General features: G+C 62.3%; 12 protein-coding genes. 1 reads left to right on the top strand and 11 read right to left on the bottom strand.

Features of this window, described 5'->3' with window-relative positions; translation table 11 throughout:
• Nucleotides 1–9: 9 nt before the first annotated feature.
• The 4 genes from ribD to AC2FML_RS00740 all read right to left on the bottom strand — a co-directional run bounded on the left by ribD (nt 10) and on the right by AC2FML_RS00740 (nt 2,535).
• Complete coding sequence (gene ribD / locus AC2FML_RS00755; RefSeq protein WP_170366904.1) at nt 10–1,110, bottom strand: bifunctional diaminohydroxyphosphoribosylaminopyrimidine deaminase/5-amino-6-(5-phosphoribosylamino)uracil reductase RibD; 1,101 nt, start codon at nt 1,108–1,110, stop codon at nt 10–12.
• The gene (gene nrdR / locus AC2FML_RS00750) at nt 1,107–1,577 is read right to left on the bottom strand and encodes a transcriptional regulator NrdR (protein WP_039534475.1); all 471 of its coding nucleotides are present in this window, start codon (nt 1,575–1,577) and stop codon (nt 1,107–1,109) included. Before nrdR ends, ribD begins: the two co-directional genes overlap by 4 nt.
• A 120-nt stretch (nt 1,578–1,697) precedes the next feature.
• Nucleotides 1,698–2,111 carry a secondary thiamine-phosphate synthase enzyme YjbQ gene (locus AC2FML_RS00745; protein WP_496781555.1) on the bottom strand — a complete coding sequence of 138 codons (414 nt, stop codon included), beginning with the start codon at nt 2,109–2,111 and terminating at the stop codon, nt 1,698–1,700.
• A 22-nt stretch (nt 2,112–2,133) separates the two neighbouring features.
• The gene (locus AC2FML_RS00740) at nt 2,134–2,535 is read right to left on the bottom strand and encodes a hypothetical protein (RefSeq protein WP_170363710.1); all 402 of its coding nucleotides are present in this window, start codon (nt 2,533–2,535) and stop codon (nt 2,134–2,136) included.
• A 412-nt stretch (nt 2,536–2,947) separates the two neighbouring features.
• Here AC2FML_RS00740 and AC2FML_RS00735 point away from each other — a divergent pair, with 412 nt between their 5' ends.
• The gene (locus tag AC2FML_RS00735; protein ID WP_496781553.1) at nt 2,948–3,967 is read left to right on the top strand and encodes a helix-turn-helix domain-containing protein; all 1,020 of its coding nucleotides are present in this window, start codon (nt 2,948–2,950) and stop codon (nt 3,965–3,967) included.
• A gap of 187 nt (nt 3,968–4,154) precedes the next feature.
• Here AC2FML_RS00735 and rpoD read toward each other — a convergent pair whose 3' ends face one another.
• The 7 genes from rpoD to AC2FML_RS00700 all read right to left on the bottom strand — a co-directional run bounded on the left by rpoD (nt 4,155) and on the right by AC2FML_RS00700 (nt 13,657).
• Complete coding sequence (rpoD, locus tag AC2FML_RS00730; protein ID WP_496781551.1) at nt 4,155–6,143, bottom strand: RNA polymerase sigma factor RpoD; 1,989 nt, start codon at nt 6,141–6,143, stop codon at nt 4,155–4,157.
• 114 nt (nt 6,144–6,257) lie between these two features.
• Nucleotides 6,258–8,210 carry a DNA primase gene (gene dnaG / locus AC2FML_RS00725; RefSeq protein ID WP_496781549.1) on the bottom strand — a complete coding sequence of 651 codons (1,953 nt, stop codon included), beginning with the start codon at nt 8,208–8,210 and terminating at the stop codon, nt 6,258–6,260.
• Between the two features lie 80 nt (nt 8,211–8,290).
• Nucleotides 8,291–8,587, bottom strand: coding sequence for a hypothetical protein (locus AC2FML_RS00720; RefSeq protein WP_496781547.1), 297 nt, complete (start codon nt 8,585–8,587; stop codon nt 8,291–8,293).
• Between the two features lie 33 nt (nt 8,588–8,620).
• A complete protein-coding gene (locus AC2FML_RS00715) occupies nt 8,621–9,166 on the bottom strand; it encodes a sarcosine oxidase subunit gamma (RefSeq protein ID WP_496781545.1) in 546 nt (181 codons plus the stop codon).
• The gene (locus AC2FML_RS00710; protein WP_496781543.1) at nt 9,159–12,092 is read right to left on the bottom strand and encodes a sarcosine oxidase subunit alpha family protein; all 2,934 of its coding nucleotides are present in this window, start codon (nt 12,090–12,092) and stop codon (nt 9,159–9,161) included. The genes AC2FML_RS00715 and AC2FML_RS00710 overlap by 8 nt, the downstream gene beginning before the upstream one ends.
• The gene (locus AC2FML_RS00705) at nt 12,089–12,352 is read right to left on the bottom strand and encodes a sarcosine oxidase subunit delta (RefSeq protein ID WP_149776784.1); all 264 of its coding nucleotides are present in this window, start codon (nt 12,350–12,352) and stop codon (nt 12,089–12,091) included. Before AC2FML_RS00705 ends, AC2FML_RS00710 begins: the two co-directional genes overlap by 4 nt.
• A 51-nt stretch (nt 12,353–12,403) precedes the next feature.
• Nucleotides 12,404–13,657 (bottom strand): sarcosine oxidase subunit beta family protein, encoded by a 1,254-nt coding sequence (locus AC2FML_RS00700; protein WP_170366898.1) that lies wholly within the window; start codon nt 13,655–13,657, stop codon nt 12,404–12,406.
• Nucleotides 13,658–13,675: the final 18 nt, after the last annotated feature.

The raw sequence follows: 13,675 nt of genomic DNA, 5'->3' as shown, positions 1-13,675 counted from the left end.
GGCTCGCCGCTAGCGGACCGGCCTGCGCCAGACATGCAGAACATCGCCACCCAAGTCCCGGGTTTCGACCAGCGCAAAGCGAGGCGCGTCGCCCAGTTCCTCAAGCCCCATGGCGCCAATGGCAGGCAAGCCTTCGGCCCCGATGGCCAAGCCCGCGCTGAAACCGACCAACTCGTCGACCAGATCATTTGCCAGCAGGGACGCAGCCAATGCTGAGCCCCCCTCGCAGAACACCCGGGTCAGACCGGCCTGCCCCAATTGGTGGAGCATATCAGCAGCATCGATCCGGTGATCCTGCAACGCGCAGGATATCAGCCGCGCGCCCAGTCCCTGCCACGCCGCGGCACGCTCGGGGTCGGGCGACGGGCCATGGCACAGCCAAACGGGAATATCAGAAGCAGTTCGGGCCAACTGGCTGAGCAAAGGCAATTCAAGGTGACGTGAAACCACGACACGCACGGGTTGCCGGTCGATACCCAGATCACGAACCGTCAGCGAAGGATCGTCGGCCCGCGCGGTGCCCGCGCCGACCATCACCGCATCGTGCCGCGCACGCATGGCATGCACCGCCCGGCGGGCCTCGGGGCCGGTGATCCACTTGCTCTGCCCGGTCTCGGTTGCGATCCGTCCATCAAAGCTGCTGGCAAGTTTCAGCGTCACGAAGGGTCGGCCTTGCTCGGTCTTCATGAAAAAGCCCGCGTGATCCATTGCCGCCTGATCGCTCAGAACCCCGGTCGTGACCTCAATCCCGGCATCGCGCAACATGGCAAAACCCTGCCCCGCGACGCGCGGATCGCTGTCCTCGATCGCCGAAACCACACGGGCCACTCCGGCGTCGATCAAAGCCTGGGCACAAGGTGGCGTTTTGCCGTGATGCGAACATGGCTCCAGCGAGACATAAGCGGTCGCGCCACGCGCCTGTTCGCTGGCCTGGGCCAGAGCCTCGGTTTCCGCATGAGGGCGACCGCCGGGCTGCGTCCACCCGCGCCCGACGATCCGGCCGTTTTTAACCAGAACGCATCCGACCGCGGGGTTGGGCCAGCAAGATCCTTGTCCGCGCCGCCCCAAGGACAGGGCCAGCGCCATGTATCGCTTGTCTGTTTCGGTCACTCGTCAGTCGATGGCTGCGGCGGGCGCAGTTCGTGGACGAACTCCTCGAAATCATCGGCCGCCTGGAAATTCTTGTATACGCTCGCAAAGCGAACATAGGCGACGGTGTCGATCCGCGCCAGAGCTTCCATGACGATCTCGCCGATCTTGTTGGACGGAATGTCGGTCTCACCCATGCTTTCCAAGCGCCGCACGATGCCGGATATCATCTGGTCGATGCGGTCCGGATCAATCGGGCGCTTCTGCATCGAAATTCGGATTGACCGTTCCAGTTTGTCCCGGTCGAAATCCTCGCGTTTGCCATTTGTCTTGATAACCACGAGGTCGCGCAACTGGACCCGCTCATAGGTGGTGAAACGGCCCCCGCATGCGGGGCAGAACCGACGCCTGCGGATGGCCACGTGATCTTCTGCCGGACGTGAGTCCTTGACCTGAGTATCGATATTTCCGCAAAACGGGCAGCGCATCCGCCGTCTCCTCGTCCCTTGTTCCGCCTCTTTTTGTCAGCGCTGTGGCCAACTTATCCACAACTATAGGGCAGCCGCTAGAGTTTGGGTAGTCGGAAATTTCAACCGCTATATACAGGGTCACCCAAAATGCGCCGCAACTCGGCGAACATGGGGCGCGGTCCGGTGTTCGAACAGGTAGATACCCTGCCATGTTCCCAAGGCAGGTTGCCCACGTCGGACCGGGATCGAAAGCGAGACCGGCATCATAACCGCCTTGATATGGGCCGGCATGTCATCGGGCCCTTCATACGTATGTTTCAGATAAGACATCGACGGATGATCTGTGGGCGGAACCAGCCGCGAGAAAAATGCCTGCAGGTCCGTCTGAACCTCGGGATCCGCGTTTTCCTGTATCAAGAGTGAACAGGATGTGTGGCGGACGAACAACGTCAGCAATCCGTCGGCCCCAATTGAGGACAGCCAGTCACGGATGTCGGAGGTGAACTCGTACAGCCCCTGCCCTCGGGTTTCGATGGTGAATTCGGCCTGCATCAACCGGGTGGCCCTGTTTGCGTCAGTTGAAGAATGGGCGCACGTTGCACCGGGCATTCGCACCTTGGACCGACATGCTGTAGCCCGGTTGAAATCCAGAAACCACTACGCTGGGTTGCTGTGGCACGCCGCCTGTCGGCGGTTTGATCGAAAACTGCACGGCGGTCCGACGCCCGGTTGTCACACTGGGCCCATAGCCGCGCAAAACGTAAATCCGCTGCTGCCAGCCAGCCCCCAGTTTGCGCCGAGCAAAATCCGCCGCCGCGCACCAATACCCATCAACGTCCTGCCGGGCGCGGGGGATGACCTCAAAATCGGTGCTGTTCATCGGCTCGGTCCGGTACCCGTTCGGGGCGGCGTCAGTCTCGACCGGAGCGGCTGCAACCATTGCCGCCAACGCGGCGCATGTCAGAATATGTTTCATTGCAAATATCTTCCCTGATTTCGACACGCATCATAGCCTAGTTTTTCACCAAGCCCAGAACAGCGTCGTTCACGATGATTTCAGGAACAGTGCGCACGCGAGTGGTGCCTTGCGTCCGGGGAACTGGGACATGCATTCAATGTGTGCCGGGGAGCCACAGATCGGTTGGTGTGACCAAATCCTTCGGCTCTGCCCGATCCCCACGGGACTGACCCGGCACGCGGCTGATCTATGACGGCCGTACCATCGAGTCTTTCTTTGCCCGGCCACGTCTTTGTGATCTGAAGCCATTTCCGGCGCAAATTCTTGCGCCGTGTCTGACCCTGTGTGGAAACGGTCACCTCACAAAAACTATGCAAATGACAAAATTCGCTACATAATCCGGCCAATTCAGTGGGTTCCGGAGCGTGGCATGCAAGTCGATATCGCCAGAATTCAGCTGCTGGCGTCCGCGTTGCAGGATCAGGCAGGGAATACTGATACGGTCGTTCGAGTCCTCGCCAAAAGCGGGCTGAGTGCGCAAGACCTCGCGCCGCCTGCAAAGTTGTACAGTGCCCATAGCGAGGCCTTGTTTGCCCGCCACGCTTGCGATGAACTCAACGACATCCTGTTCGGCGCGCGAACGGGCTTGCGGTTCAGCGCAACTTCTAGCCTGACCGCTTATATCAGCAAGTATTCCCGGGATCTCCGGCAGGTACTGGAGAACGCCAACCACTTCCACCGGCTGATTGATCCGGCCATCGCCGTGAGGCTGCATGAGTCCGGAAATTCGGCAACCATCGAGGCCAGGTGGAAGGACCCAAGCTTTTCGCGGTACCACCGGCGAACCGAGTTCCTCATGTTTGCCTGCATTGCCCGCCTGCGTGCTCTGACGGGGATCCCGATCCAACCGATCGAACTACGGTTTCAGCACAAGGTCGGCGCGCGAGAGGAAGACTATTCCAAACTCGGCAAATTCCCGGTGGTGTTTGGCGCGGAAAAGCTCGAGATCATTTTGCCGCAATCAACGCTCGACGTGCCCGTCCCGACCTACGACCCCAGCTTGCGACAGCACCTGATGGAATATGGTGACCGTCTGCTGCATGAAAACAGTGACGAAAAACAGACATTGCGGTCGCGGGTCGAAGGGCGGATCACCCAATCGCTTCCCGGGGCCATCGCCCGCGCCGAACAGGTCGCCAAGGATCTGGGCATGAGCCCGCGGACATTCGGTCGACGCCTGACCGAGGAAGGCACCAGCTTTCGCGAAATTGTCGACGACCTGCGCTGCGACCTCGCCAGAACGTTTCTGAAGAACGACATGGGCCTATCTGAGATCTCGTACAGCCTTGGCTACGCAGACCAGGCGGCATTTTCGACTGCCTTCAAACGCTGGACCGGGCAATCTCCCAGCGCGTTCAAGGATCAGTCCCGGCGCAGAAAGCTTGCCTGACAAGCGGCCGGGGGTCATCAGCGTTGCCGCCTCGCCCCGACCTGTCCCATGAGTGGACGCTAGCGATATGGTCCGCGAAGGCTCTGACCACTTGCGAATTCCTGCCAAATTGAATTCACGTTTGGTCAGCGTGAACCAAACCGCCGTGCAAATGAAAAAAGGCGCCTTGGTCGAGGCGCCTTTTTGATCACTGATCCAGGAAGGACCGCAGCTTTCGGCTTCGGCTGGGATGTTTCAGCTTGCGCAGCGCTTTGGCTTCGATCTGCCGGATACGTTCGCGCGTCACGCTGAACTGCTGGCCGACCTCTTCCAGCGTGTGGTCGGTGTTCATACCGATGCCGAAACGCATCCGCAGAACCCGCTCCTCGCGCGGGGTGAGCGAGGCCAGTACCCGCGTGGTGGTTTCCTTGAGGTTTTCCTGAATGGCACTGTCCAGCGGCAGCACGGCATTCTTGTCCTCGATGAAATCGCCCAGCTGGCTGTCTTCCTCGTCCCCGATCGGGGTTTCCAGAGAGATCGGCTCTTTGGCGATCTTCATCACCTTGCGGACCTTTTCCAGCGGCATCTGCAGCTTTTCGGCCAGTTCTTCCGGCGTCGGCTCGCGGCCGATCTCGTGCAGCATCTGGCGACCGGTCCGCACCAGCTTGTTGATCGTCTCGATCATGTGCACCGGAATACGGATGGTGCGCGCCTGATCCGCGATCGAGCGCGTGATCGCCTGACGGATCCACCAGGTCGCATAGGTCGAGAACTTGTAGCCACGGCGGTATTCGAACTTGTCCACCGCCTTCATCAGGCCGATGTTGCCTTCCTGAATGAGATCAAGGAATTGCAGGCCACGGTTGGTGTATTTCTTGGCGATCGAGATCACCAGGCGCAGGTTGGCCTCGACCATTTCCTTCTTGGCCTGACGCGCCTCTTTCTCGCCTTTCTGGACCTGCTGCACGATGCGGCGGAATTCGCTGATGTCCAGACCGACATACTGACCGATCTGCGCCATGTCGTTGCGCAGTTCTTCGACCTTGTCGGACGAGCGTTCGATGAACATCTGCCAGCCGCGACCCGGCTTTTGGGCCATGTCGGACAGCCAGTTGGGATCAAGTTCACGACCGCGATACTCGTCAATGAACTCACGGCGGTTGATGCGGGCCTGGTCGGCCAGCTTCACCATGGCGCTGTCCAGCGACATCACCCTTTTGTTGATGCCGTACAACTGATCGATCAGGGCTTCGATCCGGTTGTTGTGCAGATGCAGGCCATTCACCAGTTCAACGATCTCGGCGCGCAGCTTTTGATAGGTCTGCTCATCCTTGTCGCTGAACGACCCATCCTCGTTCAGAGTTGCCGATATCCGGCTGTCCTGCATCTCCGAGAGCTTTGCGAAATCCGTCGAGATCCGCTCAAGCTGAGTCAGAACCTGATCTTTCAGTGCCGCTTCCATCGCGGCCAAAGACATGTTCGCCTGATCGTCTTCATCATCGTCATCGTCGTTGGCAATCGGGTTGCCGTCGGCATCCAGTTCGGGACCCGTGTCCTTGGCGGGCTTGGCGGCCGTGACAGCCGAAGTATCCACCACCGGCTCTTCTACTTCGCCATCCTCGTCCATCTGATTGCCGAACGTCGCTTCCAGATCGATGACATCGCGCAGCAGGATGTCCTCGGACAACAGTTCGTCATGCCAGATCGAGATCGCCTGGAAGGTCAGCGGGCTTTCGCAAAGCCCGAGGATCATGGTGTTGCGACCGGCTTCGATCCGTTTCGCGATGGCGATTTCGCCCTCGCGGCTCAGCAGTTCTACCGACCCCATCTCGCGCAGATACATGCGCACCGGGTCATCGGTCCGGTCCAGCTTTTCGGTTTGCGCACCGGCCAGCGCAACCTCACGGTTACTGTCGGTGGTGACCAGATCGGTCGAGCCCTTCTGCTCTTCCTCTTCGGCCTCTTCGTCTTCGATGATGTTGATGCCCATCTCGGACAGCATCGACATCACGTCCTCGATCTGTTCCGAACTGACCTGATCCGGCGGCAGGACCTGGTTGAGCTGATCGTAAGTGATGTAGCCTTTCTCGCGAGCCTCGGCGATCATTTTCTTGACCTGGGCCTGGCTCATGTCCAGCGAGATTTCCTGTTCCTGGTCGTCGGACTTCCGTTCCTCGTTGGTATCCTTGGCGGCCATTCAGTGCTCCTGCAGGGATGGGTGATTCGATGAGACCGAATCATTAGCGCGTAGAAGTGATTCGGCCACCCGTTTACCCGTTTTTCTTTTCCAGTGCTTTATGAAAACACCACTTCAGCGGCGTTTCCGCTCGAACTTGATACCGGACATGATCGCCTGAAACGCGTCTTTCTCGTCACGATTGATTCGCGCCCCGTTGTCCGCAATGTCGAAAATGGCCCTGTCCTCGTTCTGGCTGCGGCTTGCGCGGTTGCGCTCTTCGGCGGCCTGGGCCAACCGGAACGTCAACGCTTCGTCCGCCAGTTCGGACAACTCCTCTTCGGCTTCAGCAATCTCGGCATCCAGCCCCCGGAGCGCTTTGATTTTTGCGAGTTCCTCGGCCAGAGTCATCTGTGCCTTTTCGACGTCGCCCGGTTTGTGCACACAGGGGATTACAGCGACATGGCGAAGGGCCAGCAGGTTTTCAAGAGGGGCCGGCCCCAAAGACTGAACAATGTGCTCTTTGAGGTTGTCGGGATCGTCGATCGCGTGCCGCAGGATCGCATCGCGCAGGGCCGCGTGATCGGGGTTCAGGCATTCCATCTCTTCCAGTTGGTGCTCGAATTGCACGACCACCTCAGGGTTCAGGATTGCAATCGCCAGGATTGCCGCTTCACGCAGTTGGATATCCGCATTCTCCGAGGACGCAAGGAACGAGGCCCGCGCATCCGGAGTTGCCGACGGTTTTGGCGGTTGCCATTTGCCTTTCGGCTGCCAGTTTCGAGCCCCTGCCCCTTGCTGCTGCGGGCGGAAAAGCTGCCAGCGGAGGTCCTTGATTTCCTGCCCGTAGTGCGACCGGATCGAGGGATCGCGGATCAGTTGGATCTTTTCGCGCAGCGCCTTGTCGAGGGCCGCCTTGCGCTCGGGGCTGTCGAACACCTTGCCCTCGGTCTCGCGCCGCCACAAAAGCCGCACCATCGGAATGGCCGCGTCCAGCACCGCCTGAACCGCCTCCGGGCCTTCGGCGCGCAGCAGATCGTCGGGGTCTTTGCCCTCGGGCATCAGAGCGAACCGCAGCGACTTTCCGGCCACCAGCAGGGGCAGCGCCAGGTCGATGGCCCGCATCGCCGCGCGCAGGCCTGCCGTGTCGCCATCCAGCGCGATGATCGGCTCATCGGCGATACGCCACAGCATGTGCAACTGGTGTTCTGTGATCGCGGTGCCCAGCGGCGCGACGGCGGCGCCGAAGCCTGCCTCAGACAGGGCGATCACATCCATATAGCCCTCGGCCACGATCAGCGGTTGCCCCTTGCCCGCCGCCTGACGGGCTGGTCCGTGGTTGTAGAGGCTTCGCCCCTTGTCAAACAGCGCGGTTTCGGGCGAGTTCAGATATTTGGCGTTGTCATTCGGGTCCATCGCCCGCCCGCCGAAAGCGATGCACCGGCCGCGTGGATCGCGGATCGGGAACATGATGCGGTTGCGGAAGGTGTCATAGGGCTTTTTGCCCTTGCTCGACGGCTTGGCCAGACCGGCGCCCAGGATCAGGTCCTCGGCCACGTTCTTGCCGCGCAGATGGTCCCACAACGCCTGCCAGCCGTCGGGCGCAAACCCGATTTCCCAGCGGTCCAACGCCTGAGCGTCCAGACCGCGGCGGTCCAGATAGGCGCGCGCCTCGGCCCCTGCCCCGGTCTTGAGTTGCAGGCGAAAGAACTGTACCGCCTGCTCCATGACATCGGCCAATTGCGCCCGATGGTCCTGCTTTTCCTGCGCCTTTGGGTCGCGCGCGGGCATCGGCAATCCGGCTTCGCGCGCCAGGATCTCGACCGCCTCGATGAACGAGACGTTCTCGGTTTCCTTCACAAAGCTGATCGCGTCGCCTTTGGCATGGCACCCGAAGCAGTAATAGAACCCCTTTTGGTCATCCACATGGAACGAGGCGGTTTTTTCGTGATGGAACGGGCATGGTGCCCACATGTCGCCCTTGCCCGGATTGGACTTGCGGTTGTCCCACATGACCTTGCGCCCGACGACCTGAGACAGGCTCAGACGGGTGCGTAGCTCATCCAGAAATCCAGGGGGCAATGACATGCTTCATACATGGCAGAAACCGGGCCGCCCGCCAAGGGCGCGGCAGGCCTTTGTCCACAGCCAATTCGCGGCGCTGTGGATTACTGCTGCAGGCACAGCTCCATCCAGGCGGCGCCAAGGTCTTTTTTGCGGATGTCGCGCATCTTCTGCTCGTAGACCCATGGGGTGATCAACGGGATCGCGGCGTTGTAGTTCTCGGGCCAGGTCGGGCCGGCCTCGGCCACCGCTTCAGGAACATCCCGTTCTTTCACGCGATCAAGACGGGCTTTTTGTACCGCCGCCACAACGTCCGCTTGATAGCGGCAGCTTTGCTCCTTGGTTTCAGCGGCAGTCAGCGGTGTGGCAAGCAGTGTGGCGGCAAGTGCGATGCGCAGCATAAGGTCCCCTTGGAATCAGTTCTTTGCAACAGTCTAACCGCGTGCCGCCACACCTTCCATTGCCCTCTGCAGATCATGCACCAACGATGTGGCCATCGACCGGAACACCATGATCTGAAAGGCTTTCTCGCCAACCCGAGTGATCGACGCGGTCATGTGGAACAGGAGCGTGCGCGCCGTATGTCCGCGTTTGAAGTTCTGCGGGCGCAGATCGACGGGCACCAGACGGGCCAGTACATCCTCGGCCCCGTCGCCCTCAAGCCGCACCACGGCCCAGGCATCGGACTGGTCGACGACCGCGGCGTGGGCGGACAGCGACGGGTCCGGCGTGGAGCCGATCAGCATGACCTGACCCGGGCCGAACCAGACCGCACGCGCGCCCGACTTCCCGGTGGCCCGGTTCGGGGCCGGCAGCGCCATGCCATGCGCCGCCTTCATCGCCTCGGACAGCGATTTGGCCTGCCCTTGAAAGGCCGAAACCGCATGTATCGCGCCCGGGTCGACCTCGGTGACCGAGACCGTTCCGATGGTCAGCGGCAGCAGCCCGTCGCACAGGGTCTGGGCAATCAGCTTATCCACGTACACGCTCTCCCTCTGGGTCAAAAAACACCGGGTCAGTCACCTCGCACAGCGTGGTCACGCCGCGCAGATGATCGACCATTTTGACGATCTCGCCATGACGGTCGGGGCCATCGGCCAGAAACGCCAGCCCCAGCATGCTGCCCAGCGTCGGCGAGTAGCAGACCGAGGTCACATAGCCCTGATCGTTGGTGCGCACCGGCGCGTCCTCTTCGTTGTACAGATGGGCGCCGGCCAGCAACTGGCGGCTTTCCCCGATGGGTTTGAGGCCGACCAACCGCTCGCGCCCCGGCTCCTCAAGCCCCGGGCGTTCGGACATGGTCTTGCCGATACAGTCCTTTTTCTGCGACACCATCCGGCCCATCCCGATGTCAAAGGCCGTCGTCCGCCCGTGGATTTCTGCATGGGTGATGAACCCCTTCTCGATCCGCAGGACGTTCAGCGCCTCCATCCCATAGAGGCCACCGCCCAGCGCCTCGGCCTGTCGGGTCAGGATGTCGAACAGGCTGGCCCCATACCGCGCAGGCAACGCAATCTCGTAGGCGTGTTCGCCCGAGAACGAGATCCGGAACAGACGCCCCGGCACCCCCAGAACCGAAACCGGCCCGCAGGCCATGAACGGCCACGCAGCATCATCCAGCGGGGTGTCCAGCAGGCCGTTCAGCACCTCGCGCGATTTGGGGCCGGCCACGGCGAATTGCGCCCATTGTTCCGTCACTGAAACCAGCGACACGTCCCAATCGGGCCGCAGACCCTGACGCACGAATTCCAGATGCTTCATCACGTCACCGGCGGCGGCGGTCGTGGTGGTCATCAGGAAATGACTGTCACCCAACCGCGCGGTAGTGCCGTCATCCATGACGAACCCGTCCTCGCGCAGCATCAGCCCATAGCGCACGCGCCCGACCTTCAGTGTCGAAAACGTGTTGGTATAGACGAAATCCAGAAACCGCGCGGCGTCGCGCCCCTGAATGTCGATCTTGCCCAGGGTCGAGACATCGCACACGCCGACCGCCGTGCGCACCATCTGCACTTCGCGGTCGCAGGACTGGCGCCACGTGGTTTCGCCCGGCTGCGGGAAATAGCTGGGCCGATACCACAGCCCCGCTTCGACCATCGGCGCCCCGCGCGCCACCGACGCCTTGTGCGAGGTGGTGAAGCGCTGCGGCTTGAACCCCGCCCCCTCGGCCCCCGCGCCCAGCGCGGCGATGGCAATCGGCGCGTAAGGCGGGCGGAAGGTGGTGGTTCCGGTCTCGGGGATCGCCCGCCCGGTGGCATCCGCAAGAATGGCCAGCGCCGCGACATTCGAGTTCTTGCCCTGATCGGTGGCCATGCCTTGCGTGGTATAACGCTTCATGTGCTCGACCGAGCGGAAGTTCTCGGTCGCGGCCTGTTTGACATCCTTGACGGTCACGTCGTTCTGGAAATCCAGCCACGCGCGCCCCTTGCCCGGCACCGCCCACAGCTGCGCGATTTCATAGAGCTGATCCTCGGCCTGCGGCGGCTCGAGTTTGGGCGCCTTAAGGCCCAGATCACTCAGCGCCTCGGTCGCAGCCGAAATGCCCTCGCTCAGACAAGCCGCGGTCGAGAACGCGCCGTTGCAGGCCCCGGCCGGGCGCATCCCGGGCACGGCGCCCGGCGTGGGCACGAAGGCGGCAATGTCACGCCGCCAGGTCGGGCGCCCGTTCATGTGGCAGGTCAGGTGGACCGAGGGGTTCCATCCGCCGGTCATCGCCAGACAATCGGTCTGAATGCGCTCTTCTCCGCTGGCGCGGCGCACGGTTATCGACTCCAGCCCCTTGCGCCCCGAACTGCCACAGACCTGCGCCCCGCGCAGCACCGGATAGTCGGTCGACACCGGCCCGTCATGGCGGCTGTCGATCACGGCGGCAACGTGGACCCCGGCGGCCAACAGGTCGCGGGCCGTCTGGTGGATGTCATCGGTGTTGCCGAAGATCGTGACACTCTGGCCGGCGGCGACGCCCCAGCGGTTCAGATAGGCCCGCACGGCCCCGGCGGTCATGATGCCGGGCCGGTCATTGTCGCGAAACGCCACCGGGCGTTCCAGCGCCCCGGCCGCCAGAACCGAGCGGCGGGCGGCGATCCTCCAATATGCTTCCAGCGGCGCACCGGCGGGACAGTCGCCCGTATGGTGCAAGACCCGTTCGAGCGCGGCAAAGGTGCCCTGATCGTAGGCCCCGGCAATCGTCGTGCGGGTCATCAACCGCACATTCTCCATCGCCCGCAGCTCGGCCAGAACCTCGTCTACCCAGACGTGACCCGGCTTGCCATCCACCTCGAGCGTTTCGGCCAGCAGCCGCCCGCCCATCTGGTTGCTTTCGTCGGCCAGAATGACATCCGCCCCGGCCCGGCCGGCCGTCAGGGCGGCCATCAAACCCGCCGGGCCAGCCCCAATCACCAGCAGATCGCAGAAGGCATAGGCGCTTTCATATGTGTCGGCGTTGGCTTGCCCGGACAGCGCGCCCAACCCCGCGGCGCGGCGGATCATCGGCTCGTACAGCTTCTCCCAGAAGCTGCGAGGCCACATGAACGTCTTGTAGTAGAAGCCCGCCCCCAGGAAGGGCGCGGCCAGATCGTTCACCGCCATCACGTCGAAATTCAGGCTGGGCCAGCGGTTCTGGCTGCGCGCCTCGAGGCCCGGATAGATCTCTTGCATCGTGGCCCGCACATTCGGGTCCTGCGCGGCGCCCCGGCCGATGGTGACCAGCGCGTTCGGCTCTTCGCTGCCGGCGGTCAGGACGCCGCGCGGGCGATGATACTTGAACGACCGCCCCATCAGGCGCACGCCATTGGCCAGCAGCGCCGAGGCCAGCGTGTCGCCCTGAAAGCCCGAATACCGAATTCCGTCAAAGAAAAACTCGACCGGTGTGCCGCGGTCGATCAGCCCCCTGCCCTCGACCCTCATCGTTTACCCCCGGAGGCAGGTTCGGTCGCCGATATTTCGTGGGTCAGCGTGTTACGTGTCACGACGATCCATGCGCCGCAGCCGCCCTCGTGATACCACAGATCCCGCGTCTCGCCCGCCGGGTTGTCGCGCAGATAGACGAAATCGTCCCAAGCGTCAGGTCCGGCATCCGGGGCGGGCCGGTCCAGATCGACGGCGGCCCCGCGATAGTAGAACTCGCGGCGGTCACGCTCACCGCAATACGGACAGGTGATCCTCATGGCCGCGCCTCCTGGATTTCACAAACGTTCGAACGAAACATACCGACTCGCCTAATGCAGATTGTGCTGAGAGCCCTTGCCCTCTTCGTCGATGATCCCGCGCCCGGTGCGGAAACGATCCAGCCGGAACCCTGTCGCGTTCTCGTGGTACCGATCGGTGGCCATCAGGTGGGCAAACACGTTGCCCGAGCCCGGAACCGCCTTGAACCCGCCGTAGTTCCAGCCGCAGTTCAGGTACAGCCCGTCGATAGGGGTGCGGTCGATGATCGGCGACCCGTCCGGCGACATGTCCATGATCCCGCCCCAGGACCGCAGCACCCGGGCTTTGCCGATCATCGGCATCAGGGCCACGCCGGCCTCCATTACACTTTCGACCGTCGGCAGATTGCCCCGCGCCGCGTAGGAGGCATAGAAATCCAGGTCGCCGCCGAACACCAGCCCGCCCTTGTCGGATTGGCTGATGTAGAAATGCCCCATGCCGAAGGTCACGACATGGTCGATACAGGGCTTCAGCCCTTCGGTCACGAAGGCCTGCAGCACGTGGCTTTCGATCGGCAAACGCATCCCGGCCATCGCCGCGACCTGACTGGACCGGCCCGCAACCACGATCCCGACCTTCCTGGCTCGGATCGCCCCGCGCGTCGTCTGCACCCCGCGCACGGCGCCGTTTTCGATGTCGATGCCGGTGACCTCGCAATTCTGGATCAGATCCACCCCGCGCTGGTCCGCCCCGCGGGCATAGCCCCAGGCCACGGCATCATGCCGGGCCGTGCCGCCACGCGGATGGTACAGACCGCCATAGATGGGAAAGCGCAGATCGTCATAGTTCAGATAGGGCAGCATCTCGCGCAGTGCATCGCGGTCCAGCAGGATGGCATCGTCGCCCTGGCTGATCATCATGTTGCCCCGGCGCGCGGCCGCGTCCCGCTGCCCGTCCGAATGGAACAGGTTGATGATGCCCCGCTGCGAATGCATCACGTTGTAGTTCAGGTCCTCTTCCAACCCCTCCCACAGCTTGAGGGAATGTGAATAGAACTCGGAATTTCCTTGCAGAAAATAGTTGGCGCGCACGATCGTCGTGTTGCGCCCCACATTGCCGCCGCCGATATAACCCTTTTCCAGCACGGCGACATTTGTCAGGCCGTGTTCTTTCGCCAGATAGTACGCGGTGCTGAGACCATGCCCCCCACCGCCGATGATGACGATGTCGTACTCGGCTTTGGGCTCGGGATCACGCCAATGCGCCGTCCAACCCTTGTTGCCCGTCAGTCCTTCCTTCAGGACGCGAAAGCCGGAAAAGCGCATTCAGATCTCCCTGCGGGT

It is taken from the genome of Ruegeria sp. BHSC029, assembly GCF_059613085.1.
The sequence above is the reverse complement of the archived record's forward strand: the minus strand, read 5'-3'. Positions and strand labels throughout refer to the sequence as shown.